Source organism: Streptomyces sp. NBC_01276 (assembly GCF_041435355.1).
Lineage (GTDB): Bacteria > Actinomycetota > Actinomycetes > Streptomycetales > Streptomycetaceae > Streptomyces.
Genome location: NZ_CP108442.1, coordinates 2,684,825 through 2,705,506, shown reverse-complemented (window position 1 = coordinate 2,705,506; position 20,682 = coordinate 2,684,825). Strand labels below are relative to the sequence as shown.

Annotated in this window: 11 protein-coding genes; 8 read left to right on the top strand and 3 right to left on the bottom strand. The window is 75.7% G+C overall.

All coding sequences use genetic code 11. From position 1 onward, the window contains the following. Positions 1–105 precede the first annotated feature (105 nt). The 5 genes from OG295_RS11425 (at position 106) to moeZ (ending at position 5,836) form a co-directional block, all read left to right on the top strand. The gene (locus OG295_RS11425; RefSeq protein ID WP_371676773.1) at positions 106–1,704 is read left to right on the top strand and encodes a DUF3492 domain-containing protein; all 1,599 of its coding nucleotides are present in this window, start codon (positions 106–108) and stop codon (positions 1,702–1,704) included. Beyond that, the gene (locus OG295_RS11420; RefSeq protein ID WP_371676772.1) at positions 1,701–2,735 is read left to right on the top strand and encodes a hypothetical protein; all 1,035 of its coding nucleotides are present in this window, start codon (positions 1,701–1,703) and stop codon (positions 2,733–2,735) included. Before OG295_RS11425 ends, OG295_RS11420 begins: the two co-directional genes overlap by 4 nt. A 96-nt stretch (positions 2,736–2,831) precedes the next feature. Next, positions 2,832–3,851 carry an NAD-dependent epimerase/dehydratase gene (locus OG295_RS11415; RefSeq protein WP_285535674.1) on the top strand — a complete coding sequence of 340 codons (1,020 nt, stop codon included), beginning with the start codon at positions 2,832–2,834 and terminating at the stop codon, positions 3,849–3,851. Then, positions 3,839–4,594, top strand: coding sequence for a spherulation-specific family 4 protein (locus tag OG295_RS11410; protein WP_371676771.1), 756 nt, complete (start codon positions 3,839–3,841; stop codon positions 4,592–4,594). The genes OG295_RS11415 and OG295_RS11410 overlap by 13 nt, the downstream gene beginning before the upstream one ends. Before the next feature lie 63 nt (positions 4,595–4,657). Next, complete coding sequence (moeZ, locus tag OG295_RS11405) at positions 4,658–5,836, top strand: adenylyltransferase/sulfurtransferase MoeZ (protein WP_266574063.1); 1,179 nt, start codon at positions 4,658–4,660, stop codon at positions 5,834–5,836. 81 nt (positions 5,837–5,917) lie between these two features. Here moeZ and OG295_RS11400 read toward each other — a convergent pair whose 3' ends face one another. From OG295_RS11400 to OG295_RS11390, 3 genes are all read right to left on the bottom strand, one after another. Then, positions 5,918–7,507, bottom strand: coding sequence for an alpha/beta hydrolase (locus OG295_RS11400; RefSeq protein WP_371676770.1), 1,590 nt, complete (start codon positions 7,505–7,507; stop codon positions 5,918–5,920). Between the two features lie 85 nt (positions 7,508–7,592). Further along, complete coding sequence (gene hemG / locus OG295_RS11395; RefSeq protein WP_371676769.1) at positions 7,593–9,002, bottom strand: protoporphyrinogen oxidase; 1,410 nt, start codon at positions 9,000–9,002, stop codon at positions 7,593–7,595. A 126-nt stretch (positions 9,003–9,128) separates the two neighbouring features. Then, positions 9,129–12,020 (bottom strand): flippase-like domain-containing protein, encoded by a 2,892-nt coding sequence (locus OG295_RS11390; protein ID WP_371676768.1) that lies wholly within the window; start codon positions 12,018–12,020, stop codon positions 9,129–9,131. A 65-nt stretch (positions 12,021–12,085) separates the two neighbouring features. Between OG295_RS11390 and OG295_RS11385 the strand changes: the two genes are divergently transcribed. The 3 genes from OG295_RS11385 to OG295_RS11375 all read left to right on the top strand — a co-directional run bounded on the left by OG295_RS11385 (position 12,086) and on the right by OG295_RS11375 (position 20,675). Continuing rightward, complete coding sequence (locus OG295_RS11385; protein WP_371676767.1) at positions 12,086–12,535, top strand: MGMT family protein; 450 nt, start codon at positions 12,086–12,088, stop codon at positions 12,533–12,535. 300 nt (positions 12,536–12,835) lie between these two features. After that, positions 12,836–16,567: a UvrD-helicase domain-containing protein gene (locus OG295_RS11380; RefSeq protein WP_371681166.1), complete on the top strand. Its 3,732-nt coding sequence runs from the start codon at positions 12,836–12,838 to the stop codon at positions 16,565–16,567. A 43-nt stretch (positions 16,568–16,610) separates the two neighbouring features. Continuing rightward, positions 16,611–20,675 (top strand): UvrD-helicase domain-containing protein, encoded by a 4,065-nt coding sequence (locus tag OG295_RS11375; protein ID WP_371676766.1) that lies wholly within the window; start codon positions 16,611–16,613, stop codon positions 20,673–20,675. Positions 20,676–20,682 lie beyond the last annotated feature (7 nt).

Below are 20,682 nucleotides of genomic sequence, written 5' to 3'. Positions count from 1 at the left end.
CGGACAACCGTCCGTCGCGCCACCGGCACATCCGCTTGAGTTCTTCCGCGGCGGGTCGACGGACCGACGGCGACCGCCTGGAACGGGAGATCGGGGGTGCCACTCGTGCGGATCGGACTGGTCACGGAAGGTGGTTATCCGTATGCGGCGGGAGAGGCCGGGCTCTGGTGCGACCGGCTCGTGCGCGGGCTCCCGCAGCACGAGTTCGAGCTCTACGCGCTGAGCCGCAGCGCCGGCCAGGAGGCACGCGGCCGGGTCCCGCTCCCGGGGCACGTCACCCGGGTGCGGACCGCCCCGCTGTGGGCCCCGGGCGACGACGGGCGCACGTACGCGCGGCGCGAACGGCGGCGCTTCACCGCCGGCTTCGAGCAGCTGGTCCGCGGGATCTGCGCGGACGGGGCCGAGGCCTTCGCCACCGGGCTCTACGAACTCGCCGCGCTCGCCCGTGAACAGGGCGGGATGTACGCGGCCCTGCGCTCCGAGACGGCCGTACGGGCCGTGGAGGCCGGCTGCCGCGCCCCGGGCGCGGGCCGCGGCCTGGCGGCGGCCCGGGTACCCGACCTGCTGGAGTTCGTCGACGCCCTGGAACGGATGCTGCGGCCGCTGTCCCTCGACTGGTACGAGGAGCCCGGACTCGGCGCCGTCGACGTCTGCCACGCGGCGGCCGGCGGTGTCGCGGCGCTCCCCGGACTCCTGGCCAAACGCTTCTTCGGAGTCCCGCTGCTGGTCACCGAGTACGGGGTCCGGCTGCGCACCCACTACCTGGAGCACGGCGAGGACGACCGGCCCGCCCTGCGCGCGCTCCTCGCGGCCTTCCACGTCCGGCTCGCCGGCGAGATCTACGCCGGCGCCGACCTCCTCACCCCCGGCAACGCGCACGCCCGCCGCTGGCAGGAGCGCTGCGGGGCCCCGCGGGAGCGACTGCGGACCGTGTACCCCGGGATGGAGGCGGACCGATTCGCCGCCGTCGGCGAGGACCCGGACCGCGGCGACCCGGACACCCTGGTGTGGGTCGGGCGCACCGAGCCCGCCAAGGACCTGATCGGCCTGCTGCACGCCTTCGCCGAGGTCCGCCGGGCCGCGCCCGACACCCGGCTGCGGATCTTCTCGACGGCCGCCGTGCCCGGCTACCTGGCCGACTGCCGGTCGCTGGCCGCGCAGCTCTTCCCCGACGAGGCCGCCGACGCGCGGACGGTGGGGGAGAACCCGGTCACCTTCGAGGAGATCGGCGGCCCCGAGACGCCCTCCCCGGCCGACGCCTACGGGGCCGGCCGGATCGCGCTGCTGTCCTCGGTGATCGAGGGCTTCCCCCTCACCCTCGCCGAGGCCATGTTCTGCGGGCGCGCCACCGTGTCCACGGACGTCGGGGCCGTCCGCGAGGTCATCGGCGGGACCGGACTGGTCGTGCCGCCCCGCAACCCGCGGGCGCTCGCCGACGCCTGCCTCGCCCTGCTGCGGGACCCCGAGCGGGCCCAGCGGCTGGGGGCGGCGGCGCGGGCCAGGGCGCTGGAGCTGTTCACCGTCGAGCAGAACGTGGCCGCCTTCCAGGACGGATACCAGCTGCTGCTGGCCCGCGGTTCCGCACGGCCCGACGGGGACGTCCCCTTCGAGCGGCCGGCCGAGGCGCGCGTGCCGGGGCACTGGACCACGCCGACGTGGGCCCCGCCCGTCACCCCCGCGCCGGGTCCGGGGGCGGCGGCATGACGACCGTCGACCCGTACCCCGTCGCGGACGGGCCCGTCGCCGAAGCAGCGGGCACGGCGCCGGAGGGAACCCCGTCGCCGGACCCCCGCGCCCCGGTCACGGGCGGCGCCGGACCTGCGGGACCGCCCCCGGCAGCGGGGACCGGGCCCGGCGCGGCCGGACCGGCGACGGGGCAGACGGCCCGGCGCAGGGGCGGCGGGGATCCCGTCAAGGCCCTGCTGCACCGGCACCGGGAGCTGTGCGAGCGGGCCGTCGACTCGCTGGAGGTCGCCGCCCGACTGGAGGCGCACGGCATCACCGACCGCACCGCCGCGCGCTTCCGGCACCGGGACGTGTTCTCCCTCGCCGAGGAGCTGTACGCCCGCACCCCCCGCGGCGAGGCCCCGACGCCGCCGCCCGCGCGGACCCCGGCGGGGCCCCGGGCGGTGCGCGGGTTCGGCTACGCCCTGCTGCCCGGCGCCCTCGCGTTCGGCGCGGCCGCCACCGGGACGCCGTGGACGGGGCCCCTCGCGGTGCTCCTCACCGTCGGCGCGCTGGTGTGGCCCGGCCGGTGGGCCGGGGGACGCTTCCCCTACGCCGCCCACCTGCTCGCGGCGGCCGTCGTCGGATGGGCGGTCCACCGGCACGGGCCGGCGCTCGGAGCCGCCCTCGCGCTGGCCGTGGCCCCCGGACACCTCGCCGGGGCGTACTACGCCGCCCGGGCGCGCCGCCGGCTCGCCGGGAGCCGGGCCCTGGAGGACTTCGCCGCGGGGGCCCGGCCCCTGCTCGCCGGGGTCCTGCTGCCCTTCGGCGCTGCCGCCGCGGGGGCGGCCGCGCTCGCCGGGGCCGACCCGGCCGCCGCCGTACCGCTCGCGGTGCTGCTGTTCCTGGTCCGGCTGCTGCTCCGGCACGGCGCGCACCGCGCCCCCCTGGCGGCGGCCCTGGCCCTCGCCCTGGTCCCGGCGCCCGCGGCGGTGGCCGCCGCGGCCGCGGGACTCCTCGTACACGCCGTGCTCGCGCTGTCCCGCGCCTCGGCCCACGCGCGTGACTGAGCGCCGTACCCCCGCCCACCGACCCCCGACCCCCGACCCCACCCACCCAAGGAGAAACAGGATGACCGGCCAGCCAACCAACCGAGGGGCCGCGCGATGAGGGTGCTGCTGATCGGAGCCAACGGTTACCTCGGCCGCTACGTCGCGGACCGGCTGCTCGCCGACCCCGCGGTCCAGCTCACCGCGCTCGGCCGCGGCGACGACGCCGACGTCCGCTTCGACCTCGCCACCGGCAGTCCCGGAGCCCTCACCCGGTTCCTGGACGCCGTCCACCCCGGCGTCGTCATCAACTGCGCGGGCGCCACCCGCGGCGGGGCCCGGGAACTGACCCGGCACAACACCGTCGCCGTCGCCACCATCTGCGAGTCGCTGCGCCGCAGCGGCTGCGGCGCCCGGCTGGTCCAGCTCGGCTGCTCCGCCGAGTACGGGCCCAGCCAGCCCGGCTCGTCCACGGCCGAGGACGCCGTGCCCAGACCCGGCGGACCGTACGGCGTCAGCAAGCTCGCCGCGACCGAGCTGGTGCTCGGGTCCGGCCTGGACGCCGTCGTCCTGCGGGTGTTCTCGCCCGTCGGCCCCGGAACCCCCGCGGGCTCCCCGCTGGGCCGGCTCGCCGAGGCGATGCGGCGCGCCATGCAGTCCGGGGACGGCGAGCTCAAGCTGAGCGGCCTCGGAGTCCAGCGCGACTTCGTCGACGTACGGGACGTCGCGCGGGCCGTGCACGCCGCCTCCCTGTCCGCGGCCCAGGGGGTCGTCAACATCGGCACCGGCCGGGCGGTCCGGCTGCGCGACGCGGCGGCCGTCCTGGCCCGCGTCGCCGGATACGGCGGCGCCCTGCACGAACTGGACGTCCCGCACGGCGGCGACCGGCACGGCGGCCCCGCGCACGGACACCCCGGCCGTCCGCAGGGCCTGGCCGCCATCGGTTCGCCGCGCTCCGAGGCCACCGCCGAGCAGATCGCCTCCGCCGCCCCCCAGCCGTACCCCTACCCCGACGGCTGCGGCGCCTGGCAGCAGGCCGACGTGCGCACCGCCCGGGACCGGCTCGGCTGGCGGCCCCGGATCAACCTGGAGGAGTCCCTCGCGGACATCTGGATGGAGGCGGCGTGCCGTATCTGACCACTCCGCCGGGGGCCACGGCGGCGGCCGCGACCGGGGCCGGCCGGCTGGGCCTGGGCATCCCCGGTTACGCGCACCCGCTGCTCGCCCCGGTGGAGTGGGCCGAGCTGACCCGCCCGGGGACCCCGCTGCACTGGGCGGTGCTGAACGTCTCCGACGGCCCCGGCGGACGCCCCGACCCGCACTGCTCCGAGGCCGCCGCGAAGCTCGGCCGGGCGGACGGCACGGTCCTCGGGCATCTCGCCATGCGGGACGGAACCCGGTCCTTCGGGGAGCTCGTCTCCGACGCCCACCGCTTCCGCGACTGGTACGGCGTCGGCGGCTTCTACCTCGCCGGAGCCCCCTCGGACCGGGACGGTCTCGCCGGCGTCCGCCGGGTCACCGACACCCTGCGCGGCCTGGGAGAGGGCCTGCGGATCGTCCTCGGACACGGCACGCACCCGTGCGAGGGCTACACGGAGGCCGCCGACCAGCTGGTCACCTTCTCCGGGGCCTGGGCCGACTACCGCTGGTCGCAGGTGGCGGAGTGGACGGCCGACCATCCGCCCGAGACGTTCTGCCACCTCGTCCACGGGGTGCCGCGGACCCACCTGGAGGAGGCGCTGCGGATCGCCCGCTGGCAGGGCGCCGGGACGATCTGGTTCACGGACCGGCGGGCGGCGGGAGACAGGGACCCGTGGGCCTCGATGCCCGGGTACTGGGACGAAATCGTCTCGCGGATCGGACCGGGTGTCTCGGAATGAAGAAGGGCGTGGCAGTGTTACGGGAAGAACCACCGTTCAGACATACCCATCTACGGAGTCCCCGTGTCGCTGCCACCCCTGGTAGAGCCAGCTGCTGAGCTCACCGTTGACGAGGTCCGTCGGTACTCCCGCCACCTGATCATCCCGGATGTCGGGATGGACGGCCAGAAGCGCCTGAAGAACGCCAAGGTGCTGGCCGTGGGCGCGGGCGGCCTCGGCTCCCCCGCCCTCATGTACCTGGCCGCGGCCGGCGTGGGCACGCTGGGCATCGTGGAGTTCGACGAGGTCGACGAGTCGAACCTGCAGCGCCAGATCATCCACAGCCAGGCGGACATCGGCCGCTCCAAGGCCGAGTCGGCCCGTGACAGCGTGCTGGGCATCAACCCGTACGTCAACGTGGTCCTTCACGAAGAGCGGCTCGAAGCCGAGAACGTGATGGAGATCTTCAGCCAGTACGACCTCATCGTCGACGGCACGGACAACTTCGCCACGCGCTACCTGGTCAACGACGCCTGCGTGCTGCTGAACAAGCCGTACGTGTGGGGTTCGATCTACCGCTTCGACGGCCAGGCCTCCGTCTTCTGGTCCGAGCACGGTCCGTGCTACCGCTGCCTCTACCCGGAGCCCCCGCCGCCGGGCATGGTCCCGAGCTGCGCCGAGGGCGGCGTGCTGGGCGTGCTCTGCGCGTCCATCGGGTCCATCCAGGTCACCGAGGCCATCAAGGTCCTCACGGGCGTCGGCGAGCCGCTGGTCGGCCGCCTGATGATCTACGACGCCCTGGAGATGCAGTACCGCCAGGTCAAGGTCCGCAAGGACCCCGACTGCGCGGTCTGCGGTCCGAACGCGACCGTCACCGAACTCATCGACTACGAGGCCTTCTGCGGCGTCGTGTCGGAGGAGGCCCAGGAGGCCGCCCTCGGTTCGACGATCACTCCCAAGCAGCTCAAGGAGTGGATCGACGGCGACGAGCCCATCGAGATCATCGACGTCCGTGAGAAGAACGAGTACGAGATCGTCTCGATCCCCGGCGCGAAGCTGATCCCCAAGGGCGAGTTCCTGATGGGCACCGCCCTCCAGGACCTGCCGCAGGACAAGCGCATCGTCTTGCACTGCAAGACGGGTGTCCGCAGTGCGGAAGTCCTCGCTGTCCTGAAGTCCGCGGGCTTCGCGGACGCGGTGCACGTCGGCGGCGGCGTCATCGGCTGGGTCCACCAGATCGAGCCCGAGAAGCCGGTCTACTAGCAGCAGCGTCCGAAGGGGCCGTACCCGCGCCGGGTACGGCCCCTTCGGCGCGCTCCAGCCGCTCTGGGCGTTCTGGGCGTTCTAGGCGGGCGTGGGGCTGGCGGCGGGGCTGGGGCTGGCGGCCGGGGTGCAGACGGTGCCCTTCCCCGGTACCTTCCCGTCCAGCAGGTAGGAGTTCACCGCCTGCTGCACGCACGCGTCGCCGCTGTTGTACGCGCCGTGCCCCTCGCCCTTGTAGGTGAGCTCCACGCCCACGTCCTTGCCGAGCCGCTCGGCCATCTTGCGCGCGCCCTCGTACGGGGTCGCCGGGTCGCCGGTGTTGCCGATCACCAGGATGGGGGCGGCGCCGGGGGCCGAGACGTCCGGGGTGTTCCAGGCGCCCGCGACCGGCCAGTCCAGGCAGCTCAGCATGGCCCAGCCGAGGAAGTCCCCGAAGACGGGCGAGGCCTTGCGGAACTCGGGGAGCTTCGCCTTGGTCTGCGCGAGGGTGTACCGGTCCTTGGAGTCAGCGCAGTTGATGGCGGTGTTGGCCGCCAGGATGTTGCTGTAACGGCCCTGCTGGTCCCGGCCGTTGAGGGCGTCCGACAGGGCCATCAGCAGCTGGCCCTGACCGCCCTCGGCCTCGTCCAGGCCCTGCTCCAGCAGTGGCCACAGCTCCTTGGAGTAAAGGGCCTGCGCGATGCCGTTCGTGGCGGCGGAGTCGGTGAGTTGGCGGTCGCCGATGCCGGCGATGGGCTTGGCCGCGAGCGCCTTCTGGAGCTTGGTGACGTTCGCCTCGATCTCCTTGGCGGTGCTGCCCTGGAGCCGGCAGGCGTCGCCGCGGTCCACGCAGTCCTGGGCGAAGTTGCCGAGGGCGAGCTGGAAGCCCTTCGCCTGGCCGAGCGCGCCCTGTTCGGCGTTCTGGGTCGGATCGACGACGGCGTCGAACACCGCCCGGCCGACGTTCTTCGGGAAGAGGTGGGCGTAGACCCCGCCGAGTTCCGTGCCGTAGGAGATCCCGAAGTAGTTGAGCTTCTCGTCGCCCAGGGCCTGGCGGACACGGTCCAGGTCGCGGGCGGCGTTCTCGGTGCCGACGTGGGGCAGCACGGCGCCGGAGTTCTTCCGGCACGCCTCCCGGTACTTCTTGACGCCGTCGAGGAAGGCCTTCTCCTGCTCCGGCGTGGCGGGGGAGGAGTCCTGGGCGTAGTACGCGTCCAGCTGCTTGTCGTCCTCGCAGAGCACGGGTGCGCTGCGGCCGACCCCGCGCGGGTCGAAGCTCACCAGGTCGTACCGGGCGCGCAGGGCCGCGTACTCCTGGGCGGCGCCGGGGAGGGTGCTGACGCCGGAGCCGCCGGGGCCGCCGAAGTTGAAGACGAGGGAGCCGAGGCGGTGCTTCTGGTCCCGGGCCCTGGCGCGGATGAGGGCGATCGGGATGGTCTTGCCCCCGGGGTTCGCGTAGTCGAGCGGCACGTCGAGGGTGGCGCACTGCCAGTCCTTGCCGGGCGTCTGCCCACCGCCTTCGGCAGCGGTGGGAGGGGAGCACTCGCCCCACTTCAGGGGCTTGGGCTCCTGGGTGCTGCCGCCCTGCGGTCTTCCCGCCGTACCGGAACCGCCGCCGGCGCAGGCGCCGGTGGTGAGCAGCGCGGCGGTGAGGGTTGCGGCGGCGGCTGTCCGAACGACGTTTCTGGGCATGCCTCCATCCTCTGCCCGCACCCCGCACCCCGCCCGCGCGCTGACCCGTCCGGGGGATCCCGCGGGGCTCAGGGGCGGGGCGGCGTCAGGCCGCTGCCGGGGTCACGCCCGGGGCCGGGGTCAGCACCTGGCGGGCCGCGGCCCGGCCCGTGGCCACGCAGGCGGCCACGCCCACGCCCTCGTACGCCGCTCCGCACAGCGCCAGCGACGGCAGCTCCGCGGTGGCCTCGCGGATGCGGGCCACGCGTGCGCGGTGCCCGACGCCGTACTGCGGCAGGGCCCGGTCCCAGCGGGTCACGCGGGCGGCGAGGGGCTCGCCCAGGGGGCCCGCCGCCCGGTGGAGTTCGGCGACGGCTGCCCGGATCAGGTGCCGGTCCGGGCGGCCCAGCAGCTCCTCCTCCCCGATCCGCCCGATCGACGCGCGCAGCACGAAGGCGGCGGGCGCCGCCTCGTCCGTCCAGGACCACTTGTTGGAGAGGAAGGACGCCGCCTTGAGGACGTGCCCGTCCACCGCCGGGACCAGGAAGCCGTTGCCCTCGGGGAAGCGGTGTGCCCGGCCGCGGGGGAAGGCCATGGTGATGACCGCGGTGGAGGCGTGCGGGATCGCCGACAGTTCGGCCTCCGCCCGGGGGGAGTGCGGTTGCAGCAGTTCCGCGGCCGCGTGGGCCGGCAGGGCCAGGACCACCGCGTCCGCGTCCATGGTCAGCGGGCCGTCGGCCGTCACGGCCCGTACCCGCCAGCGGTCGCCGGGAAGACGCCCCAGGGAGCGGGCCGTGGTCCCGGTGAGGATCCGCGCCCCGCAGGCGCCGGCGACCGCCTGCGGGAGGCGGCCGGTGCCGCCGGCCAGGCCCCGGACGGCGCCCGCCGCCGGGTGCGTGCCGCCCGCCGCCTTCATCCGGCGCAGTGCGGGCAGCAGCGGGCCGCCCCGTTCGGCGAGGGCGGCGATCCGGGGCAGGACCGCGTGCAGCGAGAGCCGGTCGGCGCGGCCCGCGTGGACCCCGGCCAGTATCGGTTCGACCAGCCGGTCCACGGCCTCCCGGCCGAGGCGGGCGCCGAGGTACGCGCCGACCGAGCAGTCCTCGGTGAGCGGTGCGGCGGGCAGGCTCTCCTCGGCCGCGAGCCGTGCGACGCCCTCCGCCGAGAGCAGGCCCGTGCCGACCAGCGCGGCCGGGTCGGTCGGGACGCCCATCACGTGGCCGGGCGGGAGCGTGCGCAGCCCGCCGTGGGTCCAGATGGCGGTGGCGGCCGGGGCCGGGTCGCGCAGGGCGCCGCCGAGTCCGACGGCGGTCGCCAGTTCCACGGCCTCCGGGCGCAGCGCCGTCAGGGATTCCGCGCCCTCGTCGACGGCCGTGCCGGCGATGGTGCCGGTGCGCAGTGCGCCGCCGACCTTGGCCCTGCTCTCCACCACGGTGACGTCCGCCCGGCCGCGCAGCTGCCAGGCGGCCGCGAGGCCGCTGATGCCGCCACCCACGACGATCACTGAACGCATGGTCATCTCCCGTAAAGGTATGTCCCCTTTCAGAAGGTATGGGAGGGTCCCGGGCCGGCGCATCGTGCTTTCGGTCAGAGCCCGCGGCTCCGCCGGCGGGTGGGGCGCCGGCCCCCGAGGGGGCCGGCGGTGCTAGATCGATTCCTTGCGGGTCAGGAAGTTGAACGAGATCCAGCCCGGGAGGACCGGCAGCCAGAAGGTCATCAGGCGGAAGAGCAGGACCGCCGAGATGGCGACCTCCTTCTCCAGGCCCGCCGCGATCAGACCCAGCGTCAGGGTCGTCTCCACCGCTCCGATGCCGCCCGGGGTCGGCGCCGCCGAGCCCAGGGCGTTGCCCGCGAGGAAGACCACCGCGATGCTCGCGTAGCTGATGGCCTGCCCGCCGCCGAAGGCGCGGATCGAGGCGTCCAGGCACATCACGAAGCAGCCGGTCAGCAGCAGCATGCCGCCGATGCCGGTCATCAGCTTCTGCGGGCGCTGGAGCACGTCCAGCATGCGCGGGACGACCCCCGCGAACAGGGCCCGCACCCGGGTGACGACGAACTTCCGCAGGAAGGGGACCGCCGTGACGACGAGGACCAGTACGGCGACCGTGAGCAGGCCCGCGATGACCGTCCGGGAGGGGGTCATCTCGGGCGTCTTCTCGGTGCCCGTGAGGTAGCCGAAGGACAGCAGCAGCAGGATGTGGCTGGCCAGGCCGAAGAGCTGGGAGGCGCCGACGCTGGCCACGGCCAGGCCGGGGCGGATGCCGGCCCGCTGCAGGAAGCGGGTGTTCAGCGCGACACCGCCGACCGCGGCCGGGGCGACCAGCTTCACGAAGGACCCCGCCACCTGCGCGAGCACCGTCCGAAGGAAGGGCACCCGTTCCGGTACGAAGCCCAGCAGGCTCATCGCCGCCGCGAAGTAGCTGAGCGCCGAGAAGGCGAGCGCCGCCCCGACCCAGCTCCACTGCGCCTGCTCGACGATGGTCGCGAAGTCCACGTGGGCCAGCTGCGTGAGCAGGAAGTACGCACCGAACGCGCCCGCGATGAAGGACACCAGGGTGCGCGGACGGATCCGTTCCAGGCGGGCCGGCTCCACCGGGGCCTGCGGGCGGATCAGCAGGACCTGCCGGCGGATCTGGCTGAGGAGGTCCTCCTCGCGCGCCCCTTCGAGGGCGTCGTCCAGAGCCCGCTTCTCCGCCTTGCGGTCGGCGGCCGCGCTGGCGGCGGCGTCCCCCGCGCCCGCCGCGGCCTGCGCCTCGCGGGCCGCCTTCGCCACCCGCGAGGACTCCAGTACGGCCTCGCGCTGCCGGTCGGCCCGCTCGCGGGCCAGCCGGCGCAGGGTGGCCCGGGTGGAGCGGCTCAGGGCGATCGGCTGGAGCAGCGGCAGACAGTCCGCCACCGCGTCCGGGCCCAGCACCGACACGGCGGAGGCCACCGAGCGCTCGGCTCCGACCCGCAGGCCGAGGGTGGTCAGCAGCTGGGCGATGTCCATGCGGAGCACCAGGTCGCCGGCCGCGATCTCGCCGCCCCGCAGGTCGGTGAGGATGACGTTGCCGGAACGATCCACCACCAGCGCGTCCCCGGTGAGCCGGCGGTGCGCGATCCGGCGCGACTGGAGGGCCCGTACCTGCTCCCACGCGTTGCGGCTCAGGTCGTCGGTGATCTCCTCGTCCGCCAGCGCGTCGAGGGTCCGGCCACCCAGGTGCTCGTAGACGAGCATCACGGCGTCGGGGCCGAGCTCGGAGGTGGCGATCAGCCGGGGGGCGTTGGCCCCGGCCGCGATGGCCGCGTAGGCGAGCAGTGCCTCCTGCTCCAGGGCCTGGCGCAGGGACTGGAGGCTGCGCCGGGTGGTGATCCCGCGCAGGGTCATCCGGCGCCAGACCCGGTAGAAGAAGCCGTGCGCCTGCTGCTCGCGGTCCACGACGGTGACGTCCAGCGGCGGCCCGTCCTCCAGTGTGACGTGGTAGCGGCGGCCCCGGTCGTTGGCGTTGGCCTCCGCGCCCTCTCCCTCGGGAGCCTCGGCGCGCATGGCGCTGACCGGCTGGAAGCCGACGCGGCGCAGGCCCGCGAGGAGGTTCTGCCCGGTGGGGCGGACGTTCGGGGAGCCGACCGCGTACAGGGTGCCGTACGCGACGCTCCAGCCGATCAGTACGGTCAGGATGATCGAGAACGGTGTCGTGTACCCGCCGACCAGCATGGCGAAGGCGTCCAGGAGCAGGACCACCCACAGCGCCACCCGCCAGCGGGGCCGGCGCGTCATCCCGACGGCCGTCATGTACGCGATCACGGGCGCGAGGTAGCCGTGCACCGGGTCGGTGAGGGTGCCGGTGGTGCCGGTGGTCCGGGTCAGCGCCTCCTGGATGGTCCCGGGGGCGGCCTGGGAGACCCACAGGTCGGTGGCGAGGGTGACGCCGTGCGCGAGGACCGCGGCGAGCACGCCGTCCGCGATGCGCAGCCCGTCGCGTTTGATCAGCCGCTCGATGGCGAAGGCGACGGGCACCAGGAGGACGGCGATGGAGGACACCAGCCCGGCGACCTTGATCAGCAGATCGGGTGCCTGGCCCGTGCCGGCGCTGATGTCCTGCTCCAGGCCCGCGGTGGTGCCGTGGGCGAAGGCGGCGATGCACAGGACGACGGCGATGCCGAGGACGCCGACGAGGAGCCGTACGAGGTCGGAGGGCCGGTGCACGCGCGCGGCGAGCAGCGGCTCGTCGACCTCGACCCGGTCGGCCGCCGTCGGGGTGTGACCGGGCGGGTCGTCAGGGTGCGGATCGCAGACGGGCACCTCGGGCACCTCGGGCCCCTTGTGACCCTCGGACCCCTCGGGCACGGCGCCGGAGCGCGGCTGCCCGGGGCGCACGGGTTCCGGGAGCGGGGGTTCGGGGCGCGCGGGCTCCGGGAGCGCCGCGTCCGGGAGGGGCACGTCCGGGAGGGCCGCGTCAGGGCGCGCGTCGCCTTCGGCGGGCGCGCCGGAGTCCGCGGGCGCGCCGTTTCCCGGCCGCGCGCCCTCGTCTCTCGTCGCACCGTCCGGAGGGCTCACACCCTGCTCCTTAGCCGTCACATCCGTCTCTTCTTGATCACGTATCACCAGTCACCGCCCGGAAGATGGTGGCACGGACCGGCGGTCGAAGGGGGCACCAGGGTGCGCGCCGGTTCGGAAGGAGAGCTTCCGCCGAGGTGTCCGTGCCGTCCGGCACCATGTCCCGAATGAGCGAAGAGCTTCCCGCGTACGCGGAGCGGGTGCTGGAGGTGGCCGAGCGGATTCCGCCCGGCCGGGTGATGACCTACGGGGACGTCGCGGAGTGGCTCGGCGAGGGCGGACCCCGCCAAGTCGGCCGCGTCATGGCCCTGTACGGAGGAGCCGTGCCCTGGTGGCGCGTGGTGCGGGCGGACGGCGTACCCCTGCCCGGCAGCGAGCGGCGGGCCCTGGAGCGCTACCGGACCGAGGGTACTCCGCTGCGCGAGACCCCCTCCGGCGAGCCGCGACTCGCGATGCGACGGGCCCGCTGGGACGGGCGTGACGAGACGGACGGAGGCGACGAGGCTCACACCTGACAGCTTCGGCCATGCCGGACACCGGCACGGGCTCGAAGGCGCGTACGGGGGACGACCCGGAAGGCCTCCGGGGCGACGTCCCGCCCCGCCGGGACGGACTGCGGCGGCCGACGCGGTTGGCGTAGCGTTGCCTCTTCGGCGCGCGCGACGGCCACCACGGCCGCCGCCCGCACCGACCCCGACACCGCCAGCGCGGCAACCGCGGCGACCGCAGACCCACCAGGACCGGCACCCCACGTGATCACCTCTCCTTCCGACCGCTCAGAGCGGCGTACGCGGACCCCTGACGCGTACCGGCTGGTGCGCACCGGGCCGGGACAGGTGGCTCCCCCTGTCCTGGACGCAGCGCAGCGCGCGGTGGTTGATCACACCCGCGGCCCCCTTCTGGTCCTGGCCGGACCGGGCACCGGAAAGACCACCACCCTGATCGAGGCGGCCGCCGCCCGGGTCGAGGCGGGGGTCGACCCCGCCCGCATCCTCATCCTGACCTTCAGCCGCAAGGCCGCCGTGGAACTCCGCGACCGCGCGGCCCTGCGGCTCGGCGGCGCCCGCGCCCCGCAGGCCACCACCTTCCACTCCTTCTGCTACGGACTGGTCCGCGCCCACCAGGACCACGAACTGTTCGCCGACCCGCTGCGGCTGCTCTCCGGCCCGGAGCAGGACGTGATGGTCCGCACCCTGCTGGAGGGCCAGCGCCGGCTCCGCTCCATCCGCTGGCCCGACGACCTGCGGGCCGCGCTGACCACGCGCGGGTTCGCCGACGAGGTGCGCGCCGTCCTGGCCCGCGCCCGCGAGCTGGGCCTCGGCCCCCGCGCCCTGGCCGCCTTCGCCGAGCGGATCGGCCGCCCGGACTGGAAGGCGGCCGCGGCCTTCCTCTCCGAGTACCTCGACGTGCTCGACCTCCAGGGGGCGCTGGACTACGCGGAGCTCCTCCACCGGGCCGTCCTGCTGGCCGAGACCACCCCGGCGCTGTCCTCCGCCTACGACGTGATCCTCGTGGACGAGTACCAGGACACGGACGCCTCCCAGCTGCGGCTGCTGCGCGCCCTGAACGGTCCGGGCGGGACCCTGGTCGCCTTCGGCGACCCCGACCAGTCGATCTACGCCTTCCGGGGCGCCGACCTCAACAACATCCTCGGCTTCGAGACCTCCTTCCCGGGCGCGGCCGTGCGCGCGCTGACCGTCGGCCGCCGCTCCGGTTCCGCCCTGCTGGCCGCCACCCGGCTGCTCACCACCCGCATGGCCGTCCCGCGCCTGCCCGCCGCCGCGGTACGGGCCCACCGGGCGCTGGAGCCGGTACGGGAGGGCGGCCGCGTGGAGGTGTACACGTACCCGACGGCCGGCTCCGAGCTCGACAACATCGCCGACATCCTGCGCCGGGCCCACCTGGAGGACGGCGTGCCCTGGCGGGACATGGCCGTCCTGGTCCGCTCCGGCGGCCGCACCCTCCCGGCGATGCGCCGTGCCCTGATCGCGGCGGGCGTTCCCGCGGAGACGGACGCCTCGGCGACCCCCCTCCGCCACGAGCCGGCCGTCGCCCCCCTCCTGACGGCCCTGCGCATCACGGCAACGGCGTCCCAGACCCCACCGCCGGGCACGGACGCCCCGCTGACCCCCACGGCCGGGCTGACTCCCACGGCCGGGGTCGCCGAGATGGCCGAGACCGCTGGGACGGCCGGGACCGCCGAGACGGCCGGGACCGCCGAGACGGCCGAGACCGCCGGGACGACCGGGACCGCCGGGACCGTCGAGCACACGGGACCGGCCCACGGCGTGACCGGGACGGCACCGTCGGGGGCGGGCCCGGACGGCACGGCGCCCGCGGAAGGCGCTTCAGGGGCTGGAGGGTCGGACGCCTCTCCGGCCGGGGTCCCGGCCCCTCGCACCAGAGCCGGCGCCCCCACGGTCACGGCCGCGCCCTCGGCGGACCTCGTCCCCGGGACGGCCGCGGCCGACGCCGACCCGGCCGACGCCGCTCCTGCGGCCGACGCCGCCGCCCACGCGGCGGCCGCCTCCGCGGAGGAGCCGCGGGCGGTGCAGGACTCCCCGGGCGGTCCGGGCCTGCCCGGCCCCGGCGGGGCACCGGACGCCGACGCCGCGGGGCCCGACGCCGGCCCCGGAGCCCCCGAAACCGCCGGAGGCGACGGGTGGGTCGGGGTCGAGGCCGCCATCGAGCTGCTCTCCTCCCCGCTCGGCGGGATGGACGCCGCCGACCTGCGCCGCCTCGGCCGGGCCCTGCGCGACGAGGAGCGGGCCGCCGGGTTCACCGTCCCCGCACCCTCCGACGTCCTGCTGGCCCGCGCCCTCGCCGAGCCCGAACGGCTCACCGCGCACGACCCCGCGTACGCCCGCGGAGCGCAGCGCCTCGGCCTGCTCCTGCGCAAGGCCCGCGAGCTCCTCCAGGGCGGCGGCACCGCCGAAGAGGCCCTCTGGACCCTGTGGGACGGCACCCCCTGGCCGCAGCGCCTGGAGCGCCGCGCCCGCCGCGGCGGCACCTCCGGCCGCAACGCCGACCGCGACCTCGACGCCGTCTGCGCCCTCTTCGACAACGCCGCCCGCGCCGAGGAACGCACCGGCGGCCGCGGCGCCCTCAACTTCCTCGAACAGCTCGAAGCCGAGGACATCGCCGCCGACACCCTCACCACCCGGGCCGTCCGCACCGACGCCGTACGCCTGATGACCGCACACCGCTCCAAGGGCCTGGAGTGGGGCCTCGTCGTGGTCGCCGGCGTACAGGAGGGCCTCTGGCCGGACCTGCGCCGCCGCGGCTCCCTCCTGGAAGCCGACCGCATCGGACACGACGGCCTCGCCGAGCCCCTCACCCCCGGCGCCCTCCTCGCCGAGGAGCGCCGGCTGTTCTACGTCGCCGCCACCCGCGCCCGCCACCGCCTCGTCGTCACCGCCGTCAAGGCCCCGGCCGAGGACGGCGACCAGCCCTCCCGCTTCCTCACCGAACTCGGCGTCACCCCCAAGGACGTCACCGGCCGTCCCCGCCGCCCCCTCGCCGTCCCGGCCCTCGTCGCCGAACTGCGCGCCACCACCGTCGACCCCGACGCCTCGCCCGCCCTGCGCGACGCCGCAGCCCGACGTCTCGCCCGCCTCGCCGCGCTCACCGACGACGAGGACCGCCCCCTGGTGCCCGCCGCGCACCCCCAGCGCTGGTGGGGCCTGTACGAGCCCACCGCCTCCACCGTCCCCCTGCGCGACCGCGACCGTCCCGTGGCCCTCTCCGGCAGCGCCCTGGACCAGCTCGCCAACACCTGCTCCCTCCAGTGGTTCCTGGGCCGAGAGGTCAAGGCCGACGCCCCCTCCACCGCCGCCCAGGGCTTCGGCAACGTCGTCCACGTCCTCGCCGACGAGGTCGCCTCCGGCCGCACCCCCGCCGACCTCGCCGTCCTGATGGAACGCCTCGACTCCGTCTGGGACGCCCTCGCCTTCGACGCCCCCTGGAAGTCCCGTCAGGAGAAGGACAACGCCCGCGCCGCCCTGGAACGCTTCCTGCGCTGGCACACCACCGACCGCGCCGGCCGTGCCCCCGTGGCCACCGAGCACGACTTCGACGTCACCCTCGACGCCGGCGAGTACGCCGTCCGCATCCGCGGCTCCATGGACCGCGTCGAGGCCGACCCGCAGGGCCGCGCCTACGTCGTCGACTTCAAGACCGGCAAGGGCGCGCCCACCAGGGACGAGGTCGCCCGCCACCCCCAGCTCGCCGTCTACCAGCTCGCCGTCCGCGAGGGCGCCGTCGACGAGGTCTTCGACGGCCTGCGCCCCGCAACCGGCGGGGCCGAGCTCGTGCAGCTGCGCCAGGGCGCCGCGAAGAAGGAGGGCGGCGACGAGGTCCCGAAGGTCCAGGCACAGCAGCCCCTCGACGGCGGCCCGTCCGGCGCCTGGGTCGGCGACCTGCTCGCCACCGCCGCCGGCCGGGTCCTGGACGAACGCTTCGCCCCGGCCACCGGCGAACACTGCAAACGCTGCTCCTTCCGCAGCGCGTGCAGTGCCCGTCCCGAGGGCCGGCAGACCGTCGAATGAGACGCCGGACCGCGATGTCGGTGCCGGCGGCTAGCCTTTCGAGGTGACCGCCGTGACCGCGTACGAGTCCGGGCGCGCGCCCGCACTCACCGACCCCGAGCAGCTCAAGGAGCTCCTCGGGATCCCCTTCACGCCCGAACAGCTGGCCTGCGTCACCGCCCCGCCCGCCCCCCAGGTGATCGTCGCCGGGGCCGGCTCCGGCAAGACCACCGTCATGGCCGCCCGCGTGGTCTGGCTCGTCGGCACCGGAGCGGTCGCCCCCGAGCAGGTCCTCGGCCTCACCTTCACCAACAAGGCCGCCGGCGAGCTCGCCGAACGCGTGCGCAAGGCCCTCGCCCGGGCCGGCGTCACCGACCCCGACCCCTCCCCGGCCGAATCCGAAGCGGCCGGCGGCGAGCCGCGGATCTCCACGTACCACGCCTTCGCCGGCCAGCTCCTGAAGGACCACGGCCTGCGCATCGGACTGGAGCCCAGCGCCCGCCTCCTCGCCGACGCCACCCGCTTCCAGCTCGCCGCGAAGGTGATCCGCGAAGCCCCCGGCCCCTACCCCTCCCTCACCAAATCCGTCCCCGACCTGGTCAGCGACCTCCTCGCGCTCGACGGGGAACTCTCCGAGCACCTCGTCGAGCCGGACGGGCTGCGCGCGTACGACACGGAACTGCTCGACTCCCTCGCCGACGTCAGACTGACCAACGAGGACCTGCGCAAGGTCCCCGAGGCCGTCCGCGGCCGCCTGGAGCTGCTCGAACTGGTCGCCCGCTACCGCACGGCCAAACGCTCCCGCGACCTCTTCGACTTCGGCGACCAGATAGCCCTCTCCGCCCGGCTCGCCACCACCCGCCCCGAGGTCGGCACCCTGCTGCGCGAGGAGTTCCGCGTGGTCCTCCTCGACGAGTACCAGGACACCTCCGTCGCCCAGCGACTGCTGCTCTCCGGGCTCTTCGGCGGGGGCACCGGGCACGCGGTGACCGCCGTCGGCGACCCCTGCCAGGCCATCTACGGCTGGCGCGGCGCCTCCGTGGCCAACCTCGACGACTTCCCCGCCCACTTCCCGCACGCCGACGGGCGCCCCGCCACCCGGCTCTCCCTCAGCGAGAACCGGCGCAGCGGCGGCCGCCTCCTCGACCTGGCCAACGGCCTCGCCGCCCCGCTGCGCGCCCTGCACGAAGGGGTCGAGGCGCTGCGTCCCGCCCCGGGCGCCGAACGCGACGGCGTGGTGCGCTGCGCCCTGCTGGAGACCCACGCCGAGGAGCTGGAGTGGCTCGCGGACTCCGTCGCCCACCTGGTGCGGACGGGGACCGAACCGGGCGAGATCGCGGTGCTGTGCCGTTCCGCCGCGGACTTCGCGCAGATCCAGGCCGTGCTGGTGGCCCGTGACGTGCCGGTGGAGGTCGTGGGCCTGTCCGGCCTCCTCCACCTCCCCGAGGTCGCCGACCTGGTCTCGGTGTGCGAGGTGCTCCAGGACCCGGGGGCCAACGCCGCCCTCGTCCGGCTCCTCATCGGCCCGCGCTGGCGCATCGGCGCCCGGGACCTGGCCCTGCTCGGCCGCCGGGCCCGGCAGCTGGTGGCCCGCGCCGCCGCGGACGACGGCCCCGACGGGAGGCTCGCGGCGGCGGTCGAGGGCGTGGACCCGGCGGAGATCGTCTCGCTGGCCGACGCGCTGGAGACCTTCCTCGACGGCGCCGGCCAGGCCGCCCCCGACGACCTGCCCTTCTCCGCCGCCGCCCGGGTGCGCTTCGCGCACCTCGCGCAGGAGCTGCGCGACCTGCGGCGTTCGCTCGCCGATCCGCTGATGGACGTACTGCACCGGGTGCTGGCCACCACCGGCCTGGAGGTCGAACTCTCCGCGTCCCCGCACGCGCTGGCCGCCCGCCGCCGCGAGACCCTGTCGAACTTCATGGACGTCGCGGCCGGCTTCGCCGCGCTCGACGGAGAGGCGACCCTCCTCGCCTTCCTGGGCTTCCTGCGCACCGCCGCCCAGTACGAGAAGGGCCTGGACCACGCCCTGCCGGGCGGGGAGAACACCGTCAAGGTCCTGACCGCCCACAAGTCCAAGGGGCTGGAGTGGGACGTGGTCGTCGTCCCCGACCTGTGCGCCGGCTCCTTCCCGAAGGAGAAGCCGCCGGAGGCCTGGACCTCGTACGCGAAGGTCCTCCCGTACGGCCTGCGCGGCGACGCCCCCACCCTTCCCGCCGACCCGGAGTGGACCTCGGCGGGCCTGAAGTCCTTCAAGGCCGCCCTCAAGACCCACAAGCAGACCGAGGAACTCCGCCTCGGGTACGTCACCTTCACCCGGCCGCGCTCCCTGCTGCTGGCCTCCGGCCACTGGTGGGGCCCGACGCAGAAGCGCCGCCGCGGCCCCTCGGCGTTCCTGGACGCCCTGCGCGCGCACTGCGAGGCCGGATCCGGGGAGATCGAGGCCTGGGCGCCGGAGCCCGACGCCGACGCGGAGAACCCCGCCCTGGCCTCCGCCGGGGCCCCCGACCACTCCTGGCCCCTGCCCCTGGACCCCGCCTCCCTGACCCTGCGCCGCCGGGCGGCGGCCCTGGTCGAGTCCCACCTCGCCGCCGGCCCCCCGCCCTCCGAGGACCCGTACCTGTGGCCCCCGGACTGCGAGGACCCGTCGTACGACACGGAGCCGTGGCCGGACCCGTCCGACGACGGCGGCTCCTGGCCGGACTCCTCCGGTGCCGGGTCCCCCTCCGGGCCCCGACAGGCCCGGCCTGGCGGGACCACCGCGCGGCCGGGCCGGGCCCCGGCCGCCCACGGCGGGGAACCCACCGCGGGCGGCGCCGGGTCCGCGCCCGACGACGCCTGGTACGACGCACCCTGGCCCGGCGAGGCCCCACCGGGCGGCTCCACCGCGCCCGGCCCCGCTGCGGCGGGCCGTGGCGACGGCCCCGGCGGGGTGGGGGACGTCCCCCTTCCGCCCGGCCCCGCCGACACCGACGCCCCCCGGCCGGGGGGCACCGGGGCCGACGACGCCTGGCCGTCCGAGCCCCGGGCCGACGACGCCTGGGCGGCGGAGCCCCGGGCCGACGACGCCCCGGCGGTCGAGCCCTGGGCCGGTGACCCCCGGGCGGTGGCGCCCCGGGCTGGTGACGGCTGGGCCTCCGAGCCCTCGGCCGACGACCCCTGGGCGATGGAGCCCTGGGCCGACGACGCCTGGGCGGCGGAGCCCCGAGCCGGTGACGCCCCGGCTGCCGAGCCCTCGGCCGGTGACGCCCCGGCGGTGGAGCCCGGCGGGCCCGACGACCTCTGGGCCGGGGAGACCGCGCACCCCACCGAAGCCCCCCGCGGCAGCGGCCCCGCACGGCTGCCCGGCCCCCGCCTGCCCGGTGGCTCCTCCGCCACCGGCGCCCGCAACGGCTCCGCCGCCCCGCCCCCGACCCCGGAAGAGGCCCGCGCCATCGCCTCCTGGGACCGCGATCTCGACGCCCTCGAAGGCGAGCTCCGCCGCGCACGGGCGGCCGTCCGCGACGTCGAGTTGCCCTCCGCCCTCTCCGCGAGCCAGCTCATGCGCCTGGCCGCCGACGAGCAGGGCTTCGTACGCGATCTCGCCCGCCCCATGCCCAGGCCTCCGCAGCCGGCCGCCCGCCAGGGCACCCGCTTCCACGCCTGGGTGGAGTCCCGCTTCGACGAGCTGCCCCTGCCGCTCCTCGACCTCCTCGACCCCGCCACCGAGCTGCCCGGCTCCGACCAGGAGGTCGCCGACGAGGCCGACCTCGACGCCCTCAAGGCCGCCTTCGAGCGCAGCGAGTACGCCGAGCGGACGCCGTACCGGATGGAGGCCCCGGTCCAGCTCACCCTCGCCGGCCGGGTGATCCGCGGCCGGATCGACGCCGTGTACAAGAACCCCGACGGCTCGTACGAGGTGGTCGACTGGAAGACCGGCCGCACCACCCAGGCCGATCCCCTCCAGCTCGCCGTGTACCGCCTCGCCTGGGCGGAAGCCACCGGGACCCCCCTCGACCGGGTCTCCGCCGCCTTCCTCCACGTCCGCAGCGGCCGCGTCATCCGCCCCCGTGACCTGCCCGGACGGGCCCGCCTTGAGCGGATCCTCCAAGGCGAAACGGGCACGGACGGTGATGCTCAGGCGGACGGATAGGCTCGGG

What these genes read in the sequence shown, in the direction of transcription:
- OG295_RS11420 (WP_371676772.1), top strand. Translation starts at nt 1,701, where the DNA reads ATGACGACCGTCGACCCGTACCCCGTCGCGGACGGGCCCGTCGCCGAA.
- OG295_RS11415 (WP_285535674.1), top strand. Translation starts at nt 2,832, where the DNA reads ATGAGGGTGCTGCTGATCGGAGCCAACGGTTACCTCGGCCGCTACGTC.
- OG295_RS11400 (WP_371676770.1), bottom strand. Translation starts at nt 7,507, where the DNA reads ATGCCCAGAAACGTCGTTCGGACAGCCGCCGCCGCAACCCTCACCGCC.
- hemG (WP_371676769.1), bottom strand. Translation starts at nt 9,002, where the DNA reads ATGACCATGCGTTCAGTGATCGTCGTGGGTGGCGGCATCAGCGGCCTC.
- OG295_RS11385 (WP_371676767.1), top strand. Translation starts at nt 12,086, where the DNA reads ATGGTGGCACGGACCGGCGGTCGAAGGGGGCACCAGGGTGCGCGCCGG.